This is a genomic window from Pectobacterium sp. S5, assembly GCF_051707265.1.
Taxonomy (GTDB): Bacteria; Pseudomonadota; Gammaproteobacteria; order Enterobacterales; family Enterobacteriaceae; genus Pectobacterium; species Pectobacterium polare.
Window position 1 is genome coordinate 23,613 of sequence record NZ_JAULSZ010000007.1, and the last position, 19,659, is coordinate 43,271.

At 54.1% G+C, this 19,659-nt stretch carries 17 protein-coding genes; 6 read left to right on the top strand and 11 right to left on the bottom strand.

The genetic code is table 11. The features are described from left to right. Positions 1 to 22: 22 nt before the first annotated feature. The 6 genes from aroK to pilM all read right to left on the bottom strand — a co-directional run bounded on the left by aroK (position 23) and on the right by pilM (position 4,648). On the bottom strand, positions 23 to 544 hold the full coding sequence (aroK, locus tag QWJ20_RS19700; RefSeq protein ID WP_005969451.1) for a shikimate kinase AroK: 522 nt from the start codon (positions 542 to 544) through the stop codon (positions 23 to 25). A 351-nt stretch (positions 545 to 895) separates the two neighbouring features. Beyond that, complete coding sequence (gene hofQ / locus QWJ20_RS19705) at positions 896 to 2,170, bottom strand: DNA uptake porin HofQ (protein ID WP_433993287.1); 1,275 nt, start codon at positions 2,168 to 2,170, stop codon at positions 896 to 898. A gap of 100 nt (positions 2,171 to 2,270) precedes the next feature. Next, a complete protein-coding gene (locus tag QWJ20_RS19710) occupies positions 2,271 to 2,648 on the bottom strand; it encodes a HofP DNA utilization family protein (protein ID WP_433993288.1) in 378 nt (125 codons plus the stop codon). Next, entirely contained in the window at positions 2,645 to 3,232 is a 588-nt protein-coding gene (locus QWJ20_RS19715) for a hypothetical protein (protein ID WP_205555851.1), read from the bottom strand. The genes QWJ20_RS19710 and QWJ20_RS19715 overlap by 4 nt, the downstream gene beginning before the upstream one ends. Next, on the bottom strand, positions 3,225 to 3,794 hold the full coding sequence (locus QWJ20_RS19720; protein WP_433993289.1) for a PilN domain-containing protein: 570 nt from the start codon (positions 3,792 to 3,794) through the stop codon (positions 3,225 to 3,227). Before QWJ20_RS19720 ends, QWJ20_RS19715 begins: the two co-directional genes overlap by 8 nt. Before the next feature lie 2 nt (positions 3,795 to 3,796). Continuing rightward, positions 3,797 to 4,648 carry a type IV pilus biogenesis protein PilM gene (pilM, locus tag QWJ20_RS19725; protein WP_433993290.1) on the bottom strand — a complete coding sequence of 284 codons (852 nt, stop codon included), beginning with the start codon at positions 4,646 to 4,648 and terminating at the stop codon, positions 3,797 to 3,799. Between the two features lie 115 nt (positions 4,649 to 4,763). Between pilM and mrcA the strand changes: the two genes are divergently transcribed. Beyond that, positions 4,764 to 7,319: a peptidoglycan glycosyltransferase/peptidoglycan DD-transpeptidase MrcA gene (gene mrcA / locus QWJ20_RS19730; RefSeq protein ID WP_433993291.1), complete on the top strand. Its 2,556-nt coding sequence runs from the start codon at positions 4,764 to 4,766 to the stop codon at positions 7,317 to 7,319. A gap of 101 nt (positions 7,320 to 7,420) precedes the next feature. On the opposite strand, the gene nudE is transcribed toward mrcA, so the two are convergent. Next, positions 7,421 to 7,978 (bottom strand): ADP compounds hydrolase NudE, encoded by a 558-nt coding sequence (nudE, locus tag QWJ20_RS19735; RefSeq protein ID WP_014916864.1) that lies wholly within the window; start codon positions 7,976 to 7,978, stop codon positions 7,421 to 7,423. Between the two features lie 437 nt (positions 7,979 to 8,415). Between nudE and QWJ20_RS19740 the strand changes: the two genes are divergently transcribed. The 5 genes from QWJ20_RS19740 (at position 8,416) to pckA (ending at position 14,602) form a co-directional block, all read left to right on the top strand. Then, positions 8,416 to 10,563: an intracellular growth attenuator family protein gene (locus QWJ20_RS19740; protein ID WP_433993292.1), complete on the top strand. Its 2,148-nt coding sequence runs from the start codon at positions 8,416 to 8,418 to the stop codon at positions 10,561 to 10,563. Positions 10,564 to 10,690: 127 nt separating this feature from the next. Beyond that, the gene (gene yrfG / locus QWJ20_RS19745; protein WP_433993293.1) at positions 10,691 to 11,377 is read left to right on the top strand and encodes a GMP/IMP nucleotidase; all 687 of its coding nucleotides are present in this window, start codon (positions 10,691 to 10,693) and stop codon (positions 11,375 to 11,377) included. Between the two features lie 12 nt (positions 11,378 to 11,389). Next, positions 11,390 to 11,800, top strand: a complete 411-nt coding sequence (gene hslR, locus QWJ20_RS19750) for a ribosome-associated heat shock protein Hsp15 (protein ID WP_095993036.1) — start codon at positions 11,390 to 11,392, stop codon at positions 11,798 to 11,800. A 115-nt stretch (positions 11,801 to 11,915) separates the two neighbouring features. Next, positions 11,916 to 12,785 (top strand): Hsp33 family molecular chaperone HslO, encoded by an 870-nt coding sequence (gene hslO / locus QWJ20_RS19755; protein WP_039484663.1) that lies wholly within the window; start codon positions 11,916 to 11,918, stop codon positions 12,783 to 12,785. 197 nt (positions 12,786 to 12,982) lie between these two features. Further along, positions 12,983 to 14,602, top strand: a complete 1,620-nt coding sequence (pckA, locus tag QWJ20_RS19760; RefSeq protein WP_095700797.1) for a phosphoenolpyruvate carboxykinase (ATP) — start codon at positions 12,983 to 12,985, stop codon at positions 14,600 to 14,602. Positions 14,603 to 14,678: 76 nt separating this feature from the next. Here the strand turns inward: pckA and envZ are convergent, their stop codons facing one another. The 4 genes from envZ to QWJ20_RS19780 all read right to left on the bottom strand — a co-directional run bounded on the left by envZ (position 14,679) and on the right by QWJ20_RS19780 (position 19,599). Beyond that, entirely contained in the window at positions 14,679 to 16,040 is a 1,362-nt protein-coding gene (gene envZ / locus QWJ20_RS19765; protein WP_249683880.1) for a two-component system sensor histidine kinase EnvZ, read from the bottom strand. Beyond that, positions 16,037 to 16,756, bottom strand: a complete 720-nt coding sequence (ompR, locus tag QWJ20_RS19770) for an osmolarity response regulator transcription factor OmpR (RefSeq protein WP_433993294.1) — start codon at positions 16,754 to 16,756, stop codon at positions 16,037 to 16,039. Before ompR ends, envZ begins: the two co-directional genes overlap by 4 nt. Positions 16,757 to 17,195: 439 nt before the next feature. Further along, positions 17,196 to 18,356: an ABC transporter substrate-binding protein gene (locus QWJ20_RS19775; protein ID WP_433993295.1), complete on the bottom strand. Its 1,161-nt coding sequence runs from the start codon at positions 18,354 to 18,356 to the stop codon at positions 17,196 to 17,198. Continuing rightward, on the bottom strand, positions 18,349 to 19,599 hold the full coding sequence (locus QWJ20_RS19780; RefSeq protein WP_433993296.1) for an MFS transporter: 1,251 nt from the start codon (positions 19,597 to 19,599) through the stop codon (positions 18,349 to 18,351). The genes QWJ20_RS19775 and QWJ20_RS19780 overlap by 8 nt, the downstream gene beginning before the upstream one ends. Positions 19,600 to 19,659: the final 60 nt, after the last annotated feature.

Here is a 19,659-nt window from a genome sequence, read left to right on the forward strand (position 1 = left end):
TCAATGCGGATAAGGTATGCTCTTAGTTACTTTCCAGCATATTGATAATCTGGTTAGCAACAACCTTGGCACTTTGCTCGTCAGTCCGAATGGTAACGTCAGCGATTTCTTCATAAAGCGGGTTCCGCTCTTTCGCCAGCGCTTCCAATACTTCACGTGGAGGGGTTTCAACCTGAAGTAACGGACGCTTCTTATCACGCTGCGTGCGGGCCAGCTGTTTCTCGATTGTCGTTTCCAAATAAACGACAACGCCGCGCGCGGAAAGACGATTGCGCGTCTCACGTGATTTGACTGAGCCACCGCCTGTCGCCAGTACGATGCCTTGCTTTTCCGTCAATTCATTAATGACTTTCTCTTCACGATCGCGGAAGCCTTCTTCGCCTTCCACATCGAATACCCAGCCCACATCAGCCCCAGTGCGTCGCTCAATTTCTTGATCGGAGTCGAAAAACTCCATATTGAGTTGCTGAGCTAACTGACGGCCAATAGTGCTTTTGCCGGCACCCATAGGCCCAACCAGAAAGATATTGCGTTTCTCTGCCATGTTTTTTGGTATTACTAAGACAATTCGTTAATGATAACCCGCCCCGCCAATCAACCCAGCGGCGGGACCTAAACTGAAACCTCATGAGCGATAGTGCGAGAATCAGACAAAAAATTATCTCAAGACTCAGGGTAGTTTGGCAACCGAATAAAATGTCACACCGACCACAGGTGGTCAATGTAGTATGTTTTATCGACATTTTCGGTGGAACAACACTTCAGTGCTCAATTCGCTAACCCTTGTAAGCTAAATCCGCCGCAGCGTCAAACTCATAAGCGCCGAACGTGACAAAATATTGCACCCGATCCGAAAAAAAAATACCGTACGACATCAGAGCCCGCCTGGGTTTACTCACGATGACGCGGGTATCAGCGTCGGCGTAATGAAAATGACCAATTCTCGTCGCGTATGCTGCTGAGTATGGTTTCTGAACAGATGACCAAATACGGGAACCTCACCTAATATTGGTACCTGTCTGTCACTATTCTTTTTTTGCTGCTGGAAAATGCCGCCTAAAACGATGGTTTCTCCATCAGCGACTGTCACTTGGGTTTGGATTTCCTGTTTATCGATCGCTAATGCTTCGCCATTATCGCCCTGCTTAATCGTCTGCCCCGGCATGTTTTGGCTGATTTTCAGGTTCAGCGTAATCCGTCCGGCTCGCAGAATGTCCGGCGTGACTTCCATCCCTAATACCGCCTCCTTGAACTCGATAGACGTCGATCCACTGGCGCCGCTGGAGACCTGATACGGAATTTCCGTACCTTGTTTAATACTGGCGGTCTGCTGGTGAGCGGTAAACAAACGAGGGCTGGCGATAATTTCGACCTGGCTTTCCTGTTCCAGCGCCATTAACTCCAGATCCAGCAAGCGACCATTCAAGCGCGCCAAATGGAATCCGGCATTGATCGCGGGCGTATCGACTGGCAGGCCAACGTTAAAATTATTCAGCCTGAGCGCCTTGTTCGCCGCGTCCCCTTCTCCCAGTCCCCAGTTCACGCCCAGCGCCTGCAAGTGCTCGCTGCTGATGGTGACGATATGCGCCGCCAGCTGTACCTGCGCTAACGGCAGATCAAGTTCTTTCACCCACGGTTCGAGCTGTGCCAGAGCTTCTTCCGTATCGCGAATCAGTAAGGTGTTCGTCCGTTTATCCACGGTTACGCTGCCACGCGTAGACAGCAACGTTCCACGCTGAACCTGAACGCTGGCCGCCACTTCCGTCGCGTCAGCATATTGCAATGCAACAGAGATATTATGCAGCGGCAATTTCTGCGCCTGTTCCGCTGCATGTTCGTCCCGTTCTTTCTGCAAGGACTCAAGGTGCCCGGCAGGGAAAACCATCAGCACGTTGCCGTTACGCTCGACGCTAAGCTTCCCCATGCGTAGAACGATATCCAGTGCCTGCTGCCAGGGAATATCTGCCAGCCTCAGGCTAAGATTTCCCGTCACACCCGGTGCGATCACCACATTGAGCTGTTGGTGATCGGCTAACGCCTGTAGCACCCGAGGTATCGGTGAATCTTCAAACGCCATCGATACCGAACTTTCCGCACTGGCCTGAAACGGCGCGGCGAGAAGAAGCAACCCACTCCACGCCACGACCCGACATAACATCCTCATATTCATAACCTTCCTTGTTATCGAGATACGCTGTTGCCAACGTTGTTTTCAAAGAACAATTGTCTAACGACTGCGTTCAAAATACCTGTCGTCAGGCAGACTTCACCTATTCCACTGGCTTAGTGATAAACGGAGAAGCCAGCAGCAGGTTCTCTGGCAGGCCGTCACAGCCTGCCTCATGCGCTGTCGGGACAAGTTTGGCCCCTGATTTATCCAGTTGACTGACTAGCCAATTCCCTGGGGGAATCGTTTCGCCGCGTGTCAGCCTGATCCAGCCAACCTCCGGCTGCGCGAGCCAACCAGTCCAACGGTCACCAGAGCCAATCACGCCTTTTAGCTGCCACGCTGGCAATGTCGCTGAAGGCAGACAACGCGCCGCAGCCAGAGGCTGAAAAGGGTCGATACGTTCTGCGAGTTTTTCTGCCTGCACGCTATGGGGTACGAAGAACAGCATCAATGCGATACAACGTGTTATGTGGCTCATGGCACCGCCTCTGGCCTGATTAGCGATAGCTCAACCTGTAATCGTGGTATTTCTGATGACTGCTCCGTTGGAGCAGCGTCAGGCTTTATGGTCAGTTGCGTTATTCGCAGCACATAAGGTAGCGCCGTCAGCTCATGAAGCACCTGCAACACGCCCGTATAATTCGCGCTAAATGCCAGTTGCCAACGTTCCTGATGGGGTGCTCCCACGTGAGGCGGAGCGGGCTGCCAGGATAGAAGCGAAGCCCCCGCCAGCGACAGAGGCTCAGCGATAAGCTGTGCCAGTCTGTCGGGCTGAAAGGGCTCGTCTTGCGCGGTTTTCTCCGCTAATTGCGTGCGTAGCATCGACAGTAACGGCATCGCATCGAGTTTTTGCTGGAGTTCCCCTACATCCAGACGCACCTGAACGGTTTGCTCTTCTATGCCAATCACCGCCTGCCGTACTTCACCGATGAGGAACCAGCCTGCTAGCAGCCCAGCAGCGGCGACAAACGCCAATTGAAGCGCTAGCTGCTGCCAGAGCGGTTTATTCACTAGCCCAGGCCGATTCAGTACAACGTGAGTCACGATAGCTTGATTAATCATGGTCTTCCCCCGGTGAGGAAATACCCGTATCACGCCAGTTGGCCTGAAAGGAAAAGCGCAGCCGGGTATTCACACTGCGCTCTCGGGACGTATGCAGTAGCTGTACACGCTCAACGGAAACATGGCGTGATAACGCGTGCTGTAGCGTAATGATATCGTGATAGTTTTCACTCACGCCGGACAGCAGCAGATGCGAGCCACGGTCGGCGATTTCCGTCAGCCATAGACGTGTGGGCATCATGCCAGCAAGTTGATCTAACAGATGGAGATTACGACGATTGTCATGCTCGACTATCGCCTCAGCGCGTTCCTGTTCCAGATAGCGACGCAGCGCTTCTCGCGCCTGATGCGTTTGTTGATACCGTGCCGTCAGTTGCTGCTGTTGGGCCAGCACCGCATTGAGTTCATCCTGCGCACATTGCTGTCTGTGTTGCCAAAACAGATAGCTCGCGGCGATAAGGCATAGCATCAACCCCATCTGTAGCCACAGCAGCCCTAACCAACGACGAGCCCGCTGGCGCATCTGGGTTTTGCGCCAGGGTAAAAGATTAATCAGCAGCATAGTCAGGCATCCTCAGGACGCAATGCCAACCCACCCGCAATCGCAAAAGCCGAGGGGAAACTCGGCAACGGCGGCTGCATGTGGTTAAACACCGTTAACGGCGACCACGGCTGTAATACGTCGGTCTGCTGGCTGGGTAAATCGGGCGATACGCTAGAGTAATAAGCTATGCCATACACATCATGCTGATAGCGAGTGCTTACAACCGATAAGATATCAGCCTCGTCATTCAGCTCATCAAGATGTATCACGCCCGAGTGAAAAGCGTGGTTCAACGGGGCAACCCACAGCCAGCCATCCAACAGCCGATGCAAAAGCAGACGGTTAGCTTCAAGCCCAGCCCGCTGCGCCATCGCCCGAAGCGCACAGGTTGAAACCTCAAGCACATCGGGATGTAGCCCCGCGCTATTCAGACATGCCAGCCATTTATCGACCTCCTGTCGGCGCGCGGCTGTCACCAGCAGCGAACCCTGCCTCTGCGGGTCTTCCCGATAGTCTATCGCCAGCGATTCGCTGCTGATAGGCAGCTTACGAGCCGCCATAGTTTCGATGTAGAGGCTACGCTCTGGCTCATGTAAACGCTGGTCAGGCATCGGTAAATGCTGCTGTAAAATCAACTGAGCAGGAAACCCCACCCGTAGCGAAATGTGTCCAGGCAGTAAACGTCGCCATGTTCGCAAGGTCTCACAAAGCGCGTCAGTATGGTGTAGACTACCCGTGCGCAAGGTGTCGTCTGGTAGCGGATATTGCCACCAGTGACGAAGCTGCCAGCCATCGCGGCGGCGCTGAACCGCCAGCGCACGCATGAAGCCGTTTTGTATATCTACTCCAACCCGCCAGATGTGATAAGCCATGTTCAACCCGATTTCCTTATCCCTTAAAAGAACGTATCCACAGTGCTGGCTTACCTTTATACTAGCGCCCGATTGTTTATAAACTGTCCAAACGCTACTGAATGGAAAATCCCAGGTGAAGTTCGTAAAGTATCTATTCATCCTTGCAGTCTCTTGCATTCTGCTGGGAGCTGCCTCGATATACGGTTTGTACCGTTATATCGAACCCCAACTGCCCGATGTCGCCGCACTGAAAGATGTTCGGCTGCAAACGCCGATGCAGGTCTACAGCGCCGATGGCGAACTGATCGCTCAGTTTGGTGAAAAGCGCCGTATCCCGGTCAAGCTGGACCAGGTTCCCCCTGAGTTGGTACACGCTTTTATCGCGACCGAAGACAGCCGCTTCTATGATCACCACGGTGTCGATCCCGTCGGGATCATCCGCGCCGCGTCTATCGCGCTCACATCGGGTCACGCCTCTCAAGGGGCGAGTACCATTACGCAACAGCTCGCCAGGAACTTCTTCCTGAGCCCGGAACGCACCCTGATTCGTAAGATCAAGGAAGTGTTTTTGGCTATCCGTATTGAGCAGTTGCTGACCAAGGATGAAATCCTTGAGCTCTATATGAACAAGATTTACCTCGGCTATCGCGCTTATGGCGTTGGCGCGGCGGCACAGGTTTACTTTGGCCGCCCTGTTGACCAGTTGACGCTGAGCGAAATGGCGATGATCGCCGGTCTGCCGAAGGCACCATCGACGTTCAACCCGCTCTATTCCTACGACCGTGCCGTTGCCCGTCGCAACGTCGTCCTTGCACGTATGAAGGATGAAAACTACATCACGCAGTCGCAATACGATGCCGCGCGTAACGAAAAGCTGGTCGCGAATTACCACGCACCGGATATTTCGTTCTCCGCCCCGTATGTCGCAGAAATGGCGCGACAGGAGATGTTCAAACGCTACGGCGAAGATGCTTATAACGACGGTTATAAGGTCTACACGACGGTGACCAAAAAATTGCAAACCGCCGCACAGGATGCGCTGCGTAATAACATCCTCGCCTATGACATGCGCCACGGTTACCGCGGCCCGAGCAAAGTGCTGTGGAAAGTCGGCGAAGGCGTCTGGGATCAGGCGAAGATGATTGCCGCTCTGAAAGCGTTGCCGGTCTACGGCCCGCTGTCTCCGGCCATCGTTACCAGCACCACGGCTGACAACGCGATTGCGCTCATGTCTGACGGCAGCAACATTGCTCTACCAATGGCGGGCATGCGCTGGGCACGTGCATACCGTTCCGATACGCAGCAAGGGCCAACACCGAAGCGCGTCACGGACGTGGTACAGGCAGGCCAGCAGATCTGGGTGCGTAAAGTGAACGATGACTGGTGGCTGGCACAGGTGCCGGACGTCAACTCTGCCATCGTCTCGCTTAACCCGAAAAACGGGGCGATAGAAGCGCTGGTTGGCGGTTTTGACTTTAACCAAAGCAAATTCAACCGTGCGACGCAGGCACTGCGTCAGATTGGTTCCAACATCAAACCGTTCCTGTATACCGCTGCGATGGACAAAGGTTTAACGCTGGCAACGATTCTGAACGACGTACCGATCACCCGTTGGGATGCTGGTGCAGGATCTGACTGGCGGCCGAAAAACTCACCGGCAACCTACGATGGTCCGATCCGTTTGCGTCAGGGGCTGGGTCAATCCAAAAACGTGGTAATGGTGCGTGCCATGCGTGCGATGGGCGTGGACTATGCGGCGGATTACCTGCAACGCTTCGGTTTCCCGGCGCAGAATATCGTCCATACCGAATCGCTGGCGCTGGGTGCCGCCTCGTTTACGCCGCTACAGGTCGTACGTGGCTATGCCGTCATGGCAAACGGCGGCTATCTGGTCGATCCTTATCTGATTAGCAAGATAGAGAGCGAGGCGGGTGGTACGGTGTTTACCGCGACGCCAAAAGTGGTCTGCGATACCTGCAATCTCCCGCTGGTCTACGGTGAAACGCCACGTTCTCCAGTGTTAGCGACCACTAACGTTGAAGACGTTGCCACATCAAACGAAGCACCGCCGGTAGGCCTGCCGCAGCCAGAACTGGAACCTGTTACGCCAGAGGCCGCACAGCAAAACACCGCTCAGCCTTACGCACCGCATGTGATCAACACGCCGTTGGCGTTCCTGATTAAAGACGCGCTAAACAGCAACGTCTTTGGCGAGCCGGGCTGGATGGGAACAGGCTGGCGCGCGGGTCGTGATTTGAAACGTCGTGATATCGGCGGTAAAACCGGTACAACGAACAGTTCCAAAGACGCTTGGTTCTCCGGCTATGGCCCGAATCTGGTGACTTCAGTCTGGATCGGCTTCGACGATCACCGTCGCGATCTGGGTGCCAGCAGCGCATCGGGTGCTATCAAAGATCAGATCTCTGGTTATGAAGGCGGTGCGAAATCAGCACAGCCTGCGTGGGATGATTTCATGAAAGCCGCGCTGGATGGCGTACCGGAACAACCGCTGACGCCGCCAGCAGGCATCGTCAGTGTGGTGATTGACCGCAGCAGCGGCAAGCTATCCAACGGTGGTGGGAACAGCCGTTCCGAATACTTCATTGACGGAACGCAGCCGAAAGAATACGAAGTGCATGAAGTCGGAACCACGCTGATGGATAACGGACAAAGCGAAGAATTATTCTAGCCAGCGTTCGATAGCATCAGACAAGGCAAAGAAGGCGCAGGAAACTGCGCCTTCTTTTTTTGCTATGTTGGCTTATGAAAAACAGGTTGGTTTATTAAAAATTAGCGGGGTGTACGACGCAGCCAGTCGTGGGCCAGAAACAGCGCGCTGACATTACGCGCTTCGCGGAAATCAGGCTCTTGCAGCAGCGACATCATGTTATCTATCGGCCAGCGGACTTGCGGCATCGGCTCCGGCTCATCGCCTTCCAGACTCTGCGGATACAACCCACGCGCCACCACGATATTCATTTGGCTGGAAAAATAGGAGGGCGCCATCGTTAACGTCGCCAGCAATTCCAGCTTTTCCGCCCCAAAACCGACTTCTTCCATCAGCTCGCGGTTAGCGGCTTCAAAGACCGTTTCGCCGGGATCGATCAGCCCTTTGGGAAACCCCAGTTCGTATTCCTCAATGCCGACGGCGTATTCGCGGATCAACAGCAATTCATCATCAATGATCGGGACAATCATCACCGCTTGTCGGCCGCTTGGGCGCATCCGTTCATAAACCCGCCGTACCCCATTGCTAAATTCAAGATCGACGGATTCCACATTGAACAGGCGCGAATGCGCTACCGTTTCTACCTTGAGGATTTTAGGTTTTTTCAGGTTATGACTCATTGATGCCCCCCAGAGAGTTACGACCAGAACGGCACCTTAGCCCAACGTGCATGAAAGACGGCGTTTATCGCAACCTGAACATGGCATGCTGTTGAATAAGAAGAGATCGTAAATATTCTTTTTTGATTCTGTTCACATTGTGCGTTAACAGCCGCCTCCGCTGCAACTATCGTGACGATGAATTTACGTGTGGGCAACATGAAGGATACATCCTGTATGAGAAACCACCAGAAAAAGTCAATAACTTAAAAAAAATAGGAATATCCTCATTCAAGCGGCATTTTTTGCTTGTTACTATCATCACCTTATGCGATTAATTCCATTCACAATTACGTTATTAATCTAAGAAAACAATGCCATACGGGTTATCATCGATTGTATAATTTTGTTAAACTCCGACGAGAACAAGGAGCATCGAGTTTTGGAATGGAGATGACATGAGCACAATATTTACCCTATTGGCGATATTGCTTGCCTGTCTGATCGTTGTCGGAGGTCTTGTTGCCTACCGTATGCGTCACCGCTTCTTATCCGCTCCGCCGTTACCCGTTTCGCAATCGCTTCCGCGACGGTTGACTGAAGATGAACGGATCGCCATTGAGCGTTATCTGGCTCAGGAAAACAGTCAACAAACCACGCCGCTTGATACCCCCAATGAGCAGCCCAAACTGCCGCGTTCCCTGGAAAGTAATCGGGTTTACCCCATCACCCATACGATTACACGCTACGGTCTGAGCACTGATGCTCAGAATAAGTGGCGCTACTATATCGATACGCAAGAAGTTCATTTGCCGCCCAGTTGGGAACCGTTCATTACCGAAAATAACACCGTCGAACTGATTAAGACGCGCTCAATCCCGCTGGTCATTTCCCTGAATGGACACTCGCTAACCGAGTGTCTCGACGATCGTCCACTCGCTCCACTGCCGAGCGAAGTCCCTGTCCCGAACGCCTCCATCCGTCAGGAAGGCAGTGAGCATGCCGAGCTGGTCACCATCCGTAAGGAAACACGTGAAGAGCACGCCATGCATCACTCTAGGGGCTTGAAGGAAACGGCCGTCCTCTGCGTGTCTTTTCTGCTTTTGTTCATCAGCCTGAATAGCCCTATCGCCCTGCTCCCCTGGCTGATCGGGACTGCATCATTATTAGCAGGCTGGAGTCTATGGCAGCTTTTCCGCTCGCCGTCCGCTCAGGAACTGCGGGATGTGCACTGCCTTCACGGTACGCCGCAAGGGCTGGGGCTGTTTGGCGAATCCAATCAGGGGCCGCTTGGCAATATCTCGCTCGGTAATATCGATCTGATTTACCCACCGCACTGGCAGCCCTATATCACGCAGGATCTCGGGCGAAAAACGGATGTCGATATCTATCTCAACCGACAGGTGATCCGTCAGGGAGAGCACCTGTCGCTGCATGATGAAGTGAAATATTTCCCGCTACAGCGCTGGGGAAGGAATCTACTGCTGGCCGCGGGTTCACTACTCAGCCTGATTTTGCTCGTCACTAACGTGCCGCTTGAACTGCCGCTAAAACTCAGTCTGGCCTGGCTTCAGGGCGCGCAGCGCATTCAGGTCACGCAGGTCAGCGATCTGGAAACCGCTCAGCTCCGTATTGGCGATTCGCTGGCTGTCCGTGGCAACGGTATGTGCTACGTGCCCGCAGGCATTCATCCCGTCTCCGCACCGTCGTCGTATGCGTTCAGCCCTTTTGACTGTTCCGCCATTTACTGGAATAAAGCCGCGCCGCTGCCATTACCGGAATCCGAGACGATTGAAAAAGCCTCTGCCCTGCTGAAATCCGTCAACAGCCAACTTCATCCGCAAGCAGACAAAGAAGGTCAAGTTAACTCTCAGTTAGCGTCGACGATCCAGAAATCAGGGCTGATTCTGATGAAAAACTTCGCTGAAGTTGTCCTGAGAACACAAGATTTGTGTCGGCAGGAAAACGATTGCTCCCGTCTGAAAAATGCGCTGGTGAATCTAAGCGACGTCAAGAACTGGAATACGCTGGTAAAAGACGCCAATTCCGGCACGCTGAAAGGCATGAATGTGGTGCTGCCTGCCGTCAGCGCAGAAACGCTGGAATCCTTGGTCAACAGTTCTACCGATCAATTCTTCTATCAGGAAATCAATAACGCGGCAGATTCGCTGAACAGCCCGCCGCCCGGTGGATTCCTGATTCGCAGCGACGAAGGCCGACAGTTCGTTAACCACCCGCTTCCTCCGATGCCGCTGAATGAATATCGTCCATCAGATCAGTGGCAGGAACTCCAACGGCTTTCCGCGATGCTATTGCATACGCCGTTTAATGCCACGGGCGTTATCACGCAGCTCAATAAGGATGCCAACGGAACCCAGCACATCAGCCTGCACAGCGAGCCTGACGTCATTACCGTCTGGCGCTATCTCGGCAGTTGTCTGCTGCTGCTGCTCTTTTCCGCAACGTTTATCGTTAATGCGGTTTTGACCGGGATTAAGATGCGTAAAAGCCAGAAGCGAGTGACCGATATTCAGCGCTATTACGCCTCACGGTTCAATATGATGACGAATTTGTTCCCGGACAATCGCCCACAGCTCCCCCGCTAACGGCATCGTGCCCGCTCTGCGGTTATGCTAACCTAGCGGCATCAGTTTCCCGTCACTACTGTCACAATTGCATTGCGCGCCTTCTGCTGCATCATCCCTATAGCACGGCGCGACATCTGGAGTCGTTATGAATCCCCACGTTAACTGGCACGACATTGACACCGTGATACTGGATATGGATGGCACGCTGCTCGATCTGGCGTTTGACAGCTATTTCTGGCTTCAACTGGTGCCGCAGTCGCTCAGTGAAAAACGTCGCATCAGCCTTGAACAGGCGCAGCAGCTTATCGAACAGGAGTACCAGGCCGTTCAGCACACGCTCAACTGGTACTGTTTCGATTACTGGTCAGAACGTCTCGATCTGGATATCTATCAAATGACGACGGATATCGGTACGCGAGCCCGATTGCGCGATGACACAACGCCGTTTTTAGCGGCGCTGCGCGAATGCGGTAAAGAGACGATTCTGCTGACCAACGCCCATCCACACAGTCTGGCGGTAAAAATCGAACACACCGGGCTGGATCAGCACCTTGATTTATTACTTTCCACCCATACTTATGGGTATCCGAAAGAGAATCAGCGCTTGTGGCAGGCCGTACAGCAGCAGACTGGCTTCAACCCCGCCAGAACGTTATTTGTGGATGACAGCGAACCGATTCTGGATGCCGCGAAAACATTCGGTATCCATTACTGTCTGGGCGTGCGTAATCCCGATTCCAGCCAGCAGGAAAAGGCATTCCTGCAACATCCGTCAATGAACGACTACCTTGCGCTGCTACCGGCTCTGCGTCACTCCATTAACGCAGGGTAATCAGGGGGATTTATGGTGAAAGCTACCGAGCAGGCCGACGATGCCGTTCGTCTGGACAAATGGCTTTGGGCCGCCCGTTTCTATAAAACCCGGGCGATGGCTCGCGAGATGATCGACGGCGGCAAAGTGCACTATAACGGGCAACGCGGCAAACCGAGCAAACAGGTCGAACTGAATGCCGAGATCAAACTGCGTCAGGGCAATGATGAACGCACCGTTATAATTTTGGCCGTCAGCGGCCAGCGCAGAAGCGCAACAGAGGCGCAGGCGCTGTATCAGGAAACGGCCGCAAGCATTGAGAAACGAGAAAAGCTGTCGCAGGCGCGGAAAATGAATGCGCTGACGATGCCACACCCCGATCGCCGCCCTGACAAAAAAGAGCGACGCGATCTGATTAAATTTAAATACAGCGATCAGGAATAACGCTCCGCCCTTCATTTGTTGGTCATCAAACTGCTGACAATAGAGAGAAGGCTCAGCGATTGCCGCACCACTCATCGCAACACAACTCATCTCTGCACAACGACGAGAAAATATTATGGCTCACGACCAACTACATCGTTATCTGTTTGAAAATTATGCCGTTCGTGGCGAGTTGGTGACAGTTAACGAAACGTATCAACGTATTTTGACCAACCACGACTACCCAGCGGCGGTACAAACGCTGCTGGGTGAAATGCTGGTTGCCACCAGCCTGTTGACGGCCACGCTGAAATTCAGCGGCGATATCACCGTTCAGCTTCAGGGAGATGGCCCACTGAAACTGGCGGTGATTAACGGTAATCACCAGCAGCAGATGCGCGGCGTTGCCCGTCTGCAAGGGGATATCGCACCGGGGAGTTCGCTGAAAGAGATGGTTGGTAATGGCTATCTGGTCATTACCATTACACCGACTGACGGCGAGCGTTATCAGGGCGTCGTCGGCTTAGAAGGTGAAACCGTTGCCGAATGTCTGGAGAGCTATTTCCAGCAGTCCGAACAGTTGCCGACGCGGTTGTTTATCCGTACGGGTCAACACGACGGGAAACAGGCAGCCGCTGGTATGCTGCTCCAGGTATTGCCCGCACAGGACGCCGATCGTAATGATTTTGATCATCTGGCACAGCTCACCACGACGGTCAAAGCCGACGAGCTGTTTACCCTGCCTGCCACCGAGGTGCTGTACCGCCTTTACCATCAGGAAGAGGTAACCGTGTATGAGCCGCAGGATGTCGAATTCCGCTGTCACTGTTCGCGCGATCGTTGCGCAGATGCATTAATGACGCTGTCCGATCAGGAAGTGAATGAGATGATCGAGCAGGACGGTGAAATCGATATGCACTGTGATTATTGTGGTACACACTACCTGTTTAATTCGCTGGACATTCGCGCCATACGGCACGATTCATCAGGAAATCTGTTGCATTAATCTTTCTAACGGGTACGACAGTACCCGTTTTCTTTTGCTTATTTTCCCACTTATAAACCGCCGTGATTATTTTTCACACACCCTAAATAAGCAAAGTTATTAATGAATTTATTTAATTTTATGATTGCTATCGCGGTTAAAATAAGCTCACTCCCTACAATGTTTAGTAGTACGACTATAACTTGAGGAGTAGCAACATGCAGATCAACGGTATTACCCCGCAAGCCCTGACGGCTTATGGAATCCATGATGTCCGCGATATTGTCTACAATCCCAGCTATGAACTGCTTTTTGAAGAAGAACGCTCCCCTACCCTACAAGGCTATGAACGCGGCATCGAAACCCAACTGGGTGCGGTAGCCGTCGATACCGGCATCTTTACTGGCCGTTCCCCGAAAGATAAATACATCGTGCGCGATGACGTGACCCGCGACACCGTGTGGTGGTCCGATCAAGGTAAAGGTAAGAACGATAACCAACCCTTGAGTCAGGAAACCTGGACGCACCTGAAGCAGCTCGTTACCACACAGCTGTCCGGCAAGCGGTTGTTCATCATCGATGCCTTCTGCGGTGCTAACCCAGACAGCCGTCTCAGCGTGCGTTTCGTGACGGAAGTGGCCTGGCAGGCGCATTTCGTCAAAAACATGTTTATCCGCCCGAGCGATGAAGAACTGGAAGGCTTTGAGCCAGATTTCATCGTGATGAACGGCGCAAAATGTACCAATCCAAACTGGCAGGAACAGGGGCTGAACTCCGAGAACTTTGTCGCGTTCAACCTGACGGAGCGCATCCAACTGATTGGCGGCACCTGGTACGGCGGCGAGATGAAGAAAGGCATGTTCTCCATCATGAACTACCTGCTGCCGCTGAAAGGCATCGCGTCCATGCACTGCTCGGCAAACGTCGGCGAAAAAGGTGATGTGGCGGTCTTCTTTGGCCTGTCCGGCACGGGAAAAACCACGCTGTCCACCGATCCGAAACGCCAGCTAATTGGCGATGACGAGCACGGCTGGGACGACGACGGCGTCTTCAACTTTGAAGGCGGCTGCTATGCCAAAACCATCAAGCTGTCTAAGGAAGCAGAACCGGATATCTACGGTGCTATCAAACGCGATGCGCTGCTGGAGAATGTCACCGTGCTGGCAGACGGCACCGTGGACTTCAACGACGGTTCCAAAACTGAGAACACCCGCGTCTCTTATCCGATCTACCACATTCAGAATATCGTTAAGCCAGTCTCTAAAGCGGGCCATGCAACGAAAGTGATCTTCCTGACGGCGGACGCGTTCGGCGTGTTGCCACCGGTTTCTCGCCTGACGTCCGATCAGACCCAGTATCACTTCCTGTCCGGCTTTACCGCCAAACTGGCGGGAACCGAGCGCGGCGTGACGGAACCGACGCCGACCTTCTCCGCTTGCTTCGGCGCGGCATTCCTGATGCTGCACCCGACGCAGTACGCTGAAGTGCTGGTGAAACGCATGAAGGCGGCTGGCGCACAGGCCTATCTGGTGAACACCGGCTGGAACGGCAGCGGCAAACGTATCTCCATTAAGGATACGCGCGGGATTATTGACGCCATTCTGAACGGCAGTATTGATGATGCAGAAATGCAGACGCTGCCTGTCTTCGATTTGGCGATTCCGACCTCGCTGCCCGGCGTCAATCCTGACATTCTCGACCCGCGTGATACCTATGCGAGCGTCGAACAATGGCAGGAAAAAGCAGACGATTTGGCACAGCGCTTTATCACCAATTTCGATAAATACACCGATGCTCCGGCAGGCGCAGCACTGGTGAAAGCAGGACCAAAGCGGTAAACGCTGAAGAGAATCCATCACGAAAAAGGCGCGGAATCCGCGCCTTTCTTATTCATGCCAGTACTGCCCAAAATACTTATGACTCTTTCGCGATGCCCGCATCCGCTACCGCGATGTCCGAGAGCAGCGGCAGATACGCGCGGACGCAGAGCCCACCGCGTTCGCTGCTGCCGACATCCAGCACACCATTGTGCGCATCGATAATACGCTGCACAATCGCCAGTCCCAGCCCTGTACCACTCGTGGTTCGCGCACTATCGCCACGCACAAACGGCTGGAACAGGTGCTGTAACTGATCGGGCGCGATGCCTTCTCCGTCATCTTCTACCTGAAACCAGACGCGCTGTAGCTCACGCCCGGTACTGACTTTTATCCAACCGTTCCCGTAACGCGCCGCATTCACAACCAAATTCAGCGCCGCACGTTTGATCGAAAGGGAGCTAATGCGCACCAGCAGTTCGCCAGTAGCAAAATCGCTGTCGATCTGGCGTTCATAACCGCTTTCCGATGCCACCACTTCGCCCATAATCGCGTTCAGGTCGGCCACTTCCGTCTGCATTTCCTGACCGGTACGCAGGTAGTCAAGGAACTGCTCAATAATCGCATTACACTCTTCAATGTCCTTATTGATCGACTCCGCCAGATAGTCATCTTCCTTGCCCATCATTTCGGTCGCAAGACGAATTCGCGTCAGCGGCGTACGCAGATCGTGGCTGACGCCCGCCATCAGCAGCGTGCGGTCATCGGCCAGCAGCTTCACGCCGGAAGCCATCTGGTTAAAGGCGCGCGTCACGGAACGCACTTCGGAAGCACCGTACTCACGCAGCGGCGGCGGAATAATGCCCTTCCCGACCTGCAAAGCCGCATGCTCCAGCTCAACCAAGGGTCGGTTCTGCACCCGAATAAATAGCCACGCACCGCCAATCACCAGCAACATAATCGCCAGCGTATAGCGGAAGAGCGGCGAAAAATCGCCCTGATGAATTTCGGTGAGGGGAACGCGCACCCAGATATCCGGTGACAGCCAGGTTTTCAGCCACACCACTGGCGTGTTTTTACTGACTTCAACCCGTACATCCGTCGGGCCGCCCAGCTGTTGCGCCATCTGGTCACTCAAAAACTTGTAGTGCTGGGCCCAACGCAGGCCGCTTTCCTCCGCCGCTGCATTGGTGTACAGCGATATACCCAATTCGCGGTAAATCTCACGTCGGAACGCAGGCGGCACCTCAAGCGTGGAGCCATCTTCCAGTTGCAGACTGTCCGTCATCAGCATTCTTACTTCGTATGCCAGCACTTTATTGAACTGCTGCAAACTCGGCAGAATAGCGAAGTTGAGCACCACCAGATAGGTGGTGACCAAACTGACAAACAATAACGTGACAATCAGTAGCAACGTCCGTGCAAATGAGCTGCGCGGAGAAAAGCGCCATTGCATCATGCCTTATTGCCGTCCGGGACAAACACGTAGCCAAGACCCCACACGGTCTGGATATAGCGCGGGTGCGCCGGATCCTCTTCCACCATGCGGCGCAGACGAGAAATTTGTACGTCGATGGAACGCTCCATCGCGCTGTATTCACGACCACGGGCCAGGTTCATCAGCTTATCGCGAGACAGCGGTTCACGCGGGTGGCTCACCAGCGCCTTAAGCACGGCAAACTCGCCGCTGGTTAACGGCATCGGTTCATCATCACGGAACATTTCGCGCGTGCCCAGATTCAGCTTGAATTTGCCAAACGCGATAATGGCTTCTTCCTGCGATGGCGCGCCCGGCAGTTCATTCGCCTGACGACGCAGCACCGCACGGATGCGAGCCAGCAGTTCACGCGGGTTGAAAGGTTTAGGAATATAATCGTCCGCGCCGATTTCCAGCCCGACGATACGATCAACTTCTTCCCCTTTTGCCGTCACCATAATGATCGGCATCGGATTGCTCTGGCTGCGCAAGCGACGGCAGATGGACAGCCCATCTTCGCCAGGCAGCATCAGATCCAGCACCATAAGGTGAAAGGATTCACGGGTCAGTAAACGGTCCATCTGTTCAGCATTGGCTACGCTACGTACCTGAAAACCCTGCTCAGTCAGATAACGTTCTAACAGCGCACGTAAGCGCATGTCGTCATCTACAACCAGAATTTTATAGTTTTCTTGCATTCTCTTTCTCCAAAGGCGTAATAGCGCCGACGATGCTATTGTTCAGAAACATACGAATTACTGACAGTCGTTTCTGGTATACATTCTAGGCAAAATTGTTACAAAGCATATTAAAATTCGTGTAATCAATCATTTCCTGTGCTCTCAGGCATGAAATGATCGGCGATTAATGACGATTGCGGTTAGCGAGAATTGTCGTTTACGAAGATTATAGTAACGCCGCCGCCAATAAAAAGGCGCGGTGGCAGCAAAAGCGGGAGAAAAACGAGCAGAGAAGACGTTGCCGCCGGCATTCCACGTTCGACATATCGACATTTTCAGAGGGAAGCAGGAAAGGCGTAAGAGCAATCTGGTAGGTCACACTTCAAACACGCTCTACCTCCTGACGTAACGGTCTCGTGTCGCTCCGGCATAAGTACCGGAGCCGACGGTGAGTGACTTACTGCGCAAGACTGACGAAATAGCCCGACTGGTAATCAACCGGCAGGAACTGCTGGTGAAGCTGGCGGAAGGTGTCATCCGCGTTGAGATCGCGGAATAAGTCCGGGTGGAACCACTCGGCCAGTTGCTGAATGGCGATAAAGTCATACGGGCCGTTGTAAAACTGATGCCAGATGGCATGAAACGCACGCTGCTGCTTGGCGATGCTGTTGGTGTAGGCGGGACGACCCAGAAACCATTCGAGACGCTTACGCCCTTCCGTCATATCCTGCCCCGGCCCCAGACCAATCCAGCGTCCGCCGGGTACGAAGGCCTCAAAGTTGCCGCTGGTGATCACCACAATTTCCGGATTTTCCACAATCACCTGTTCAGGGTGCATCTGCATAAAAGTGCTCGGCGCATTCTTCGCCGCGACGTTATCGCCACCGGCCAGTTGCACGAATTTCCCAAAGTTATCTGGGCCGAACGTCAGGCAGCATTCATCGGTATAGCCACCCAGTCGCTCAATAAAAACGCGCGGTGAACGCGGTTTTTTCGCCGCCAGCACGTCGGAAACGCGCTTTAGCTGCGCCTCACGGAATGCGAGAAATGCTTCGGCACGCGCTTCCTGATTAAACAGCTTGCCGAACAGACGCATGGTCGGCGCGGTGTTTTCCAGCGGGTGATAGCGAAAATCGACATACACAATCGGAATGCCGACGCTGTCCAGTATCCGGTCATAACCCGCATCGACAATCGACCGCTGCGCCTCAATGTTCATAATGATGACGTCCGGCCTCAGCGACACCGCCTGCTCCACGTCAAACGTGCCCTTTTCCGTGCCGTCAAACGTTGGGATTTTCGTCAGTTGAGGAAAACGATCGCGATACTGGTGCCATGTTGCCGGATCGGACTGAATCAGATCGCGCTTCCAGGCAACAATCCTTTTCGCCGGATCTTCGCGATCGAGCATCGCGACCAGATACAGCTGACGCCCCTCTCCCAACATGACGCGCTGCACCGGCGTGTTGACTCTCACCTCGCGCCCCAACACGTCCTTGATGACAGTGGAAGTTTGCGCGATTTGCTCAGCCTGCCCCACCAGCGGCGACAGGCCGACCATCAACAGCGCACTCAGCAATAACCGACGGCAATGTTGCCGCGTCCAACGATTACACATTTTCAATATTTCCCTTCGTCGAGAGAGAGTCATGTTTTTCCGCCTGTATCCGCAGGCGTCGTAGCAGCATCAGCGAGACCAGAAAGGTCACCAGATACGCAGCACCAACGCAGAAGAACAGCGAACGTAGTCCGGGGGAATAGAGAACCAATCCCCCCAAAGAAATGCCCAGAATCGAGGCAAACTGGCTGACGCTTTGCGCCACGCCGAGTATGTAACCCTGCTGCCCAGCCCCCGCAGCACGGGAAATCAGCGCCATCAGAACGGGCGTTGTCGCCCCCAGCAGCACGCCCCACAGGAAATACAGCGGGATGAAAATCGCAATATTCAGAATCGTGGCGGCCGTCAATGTCACGATGGCGCAGGCCAGCATGACCACACACAGGCGGCTCAGCGTTTGCGACAGCGAGAGGTTTTCAAAATAGCGCGCCCACAGCGACGCGGAAACAATCACGCCGGTCGCCTGCAAGCCATAGCACAGTCCGATAACCCACTTATCCACCTGAAAGACGCCGTCCAGATAGAGGGAAAACGGCGTTTGCGGGATCATACGGCTGGTCAGCAGCAGGCCGGAAATCAGCAGTAAACCGGGGATCGGCGACAACGCCCAGAGCCGCCTGCGGGGAAGTGCTTTCGCCTGCGCGTCCGCTGGCGGAGCAGCAGGAGCCTCGGGGGCAACATGCGGCAGGAACAGCGCCACGGTAATGCCACACAGCGCGCACAGGATCGCCGCACTCAGGTTGATCCAAAAGAAGTTCAGGTAATCGAGGATCAGCCCGCCGACAATCGCTCCCAGCAGCGATCCTACGTTGGTGGATACCTGAAGCCAGGCGAACAGACGTGTGCGCTGTAGCGGACTGACCACCGCGACGCCATACGCCTGCGCGGGCGCAATATAGCCCGCACAGGCACCCTGAATAAAACGTAGGGCGACTATCGTCCAGATGTCGTTTGCCCACGCCAGCCCGAGCTGGGTTAACGCCAGCCCAAACAGCGCGCGGATCATCATGGCTTTGTTGCCCAGCCGGTCGCCCATCCGTCCCCAGAAGGCGCTGGTCAGCATAATGCCCAGCATCGGCCCGACGTACACGGCAATCCCCGCGATACTCAGTTCCGCGCCGGATGACATACTTTCCAGATGCAGCGGCCAAAACGGTCCGCTCATCTCCATCGCTCCCATCGCGACCAACTGTACGACAAACATAAAGTGGATGATGAACGCAACCTGTCCGCTCAATCGCATGCGTCAGCTCCTTCTGATTCCACGGCGTCACCCGGCCTCATTCCCGCTACGGTCATCACG

What these genes read in the sequence shown, in the direction of transcription:
- aroK (WP_005969451.1), bottom strand. Translation starts at nt 544, where the DNA reads ATGGCAGAGAAACGCAATATCTTTCTGGTTGGGCCTATGGGTGCCGGC.
- hofQ (WP_433993287.1), bottom strand. Translation starts at nt 2,170, where the DNA reads ATGAATATGAGGATGTTATGTCGGGTCGTGGCGTGGAGTGGGTTGCTT.
- QWJ20_RS19710 (WP_433993288.1), bottom strand. Translation starts at nt 2,648, where the DNA reads ATGAGCCACATAACACGTTGTATCGCATTGATGCTGTTCTTCGTACCC.
- QWJ20_RS19715 (WP_205555851.1), bottom strand. Translation starts at nt 3,232, where the DNA reads ATGATTAATCAAGCTATCGTGACTCACGTTGTACTGAATCGGCCTGGG.
- QWJ20_RS19720 (WP_433993289.1), bottom strand. Translation starts at nt 3,794, where the DNA reads ATGCTGCTGATTAATCTTTTACCCTGGCGCAAAACCCAGATGCGCCAG.
- pilM (WP_433993290.1), bottom strand. Translation starts at nt 4,648, where the DNA reads ATGGCTTATCACATCTGGCGGGTTGGAGTAGATATACAAAACGGCTTC.
- nudE (WP_014916864.1), bottom strand. Translation starts at nt 7,978, where the DNA reads ATGAGTCATAACCTGAAAAAACCTAAAATCCTCAAGGTAGAAACGGTA.
- QWJ20_RS19740 (WP_433993292.1), top strand. Translation starts at nt 8,416, where the DNA reads ATGAGCACAATATTTACCCTATTGGCGATATTGCTTGCCTGTCTGATC.
- yrfG (WP_433993293.1), top strand. Translation starts at nt 10,691, where the DNA reads ATGAATCCCCACGTTAACTGGCACGACATTGACACCGTGATACTGGAT.
- hslR (WP_095993036.1), top strand. Translation starts at nt 11,390, where the DNA reads ATGGTGAAAGCTACCGAGCAGGCCGACGATGCCGTTCGTCTGGACAAA.
- hslO (WP_039484663.1), top strand. Translation starts at nt 11,916, where the DNA reads ATGGCTCACGACCAACTACATCGTTATCTGTTTGAAAATTATGCCGTT.
- pckA (WP_095700797.1), top strand. Translation starts at nt 12,983, where the DNA reads ATGCAGATCAACGGTATTACCCCGCAAGCCCTGACGGCTTATGGAATC.
- envZ (WP_249683880.1), bottom strand. Translation starts at nt 16,040, where the DNA reads ATGATGCAATGGCGCTTTTCTCCGCGCAGCTCATTTGCACGGACGTTG.
- ompR (WP_433993294.1), bottom strand. Translation starts at nt 16,756, where the DNA reads ATGCAAGAAAACTATAAAATTCTGGTTGTAGATGACGACATGCGCTTA.
- QWJ20_RS19775 (WP_433993295.1), bottom strand. Translation starts at nt 18,356, where the DNA reads ATGTGTAATCGTTGGACGCGGCAACATTGCCGTCGGTTATTGCTGAGT.
- QWJ20_RS19780 (WP_433993296.1), bottom strand. Translation starts at nt 19,599, where the DNA reads ATGCGATTGAGCGGACAGGTTGCGTTCATCATCCACTTTATGTTTGTC.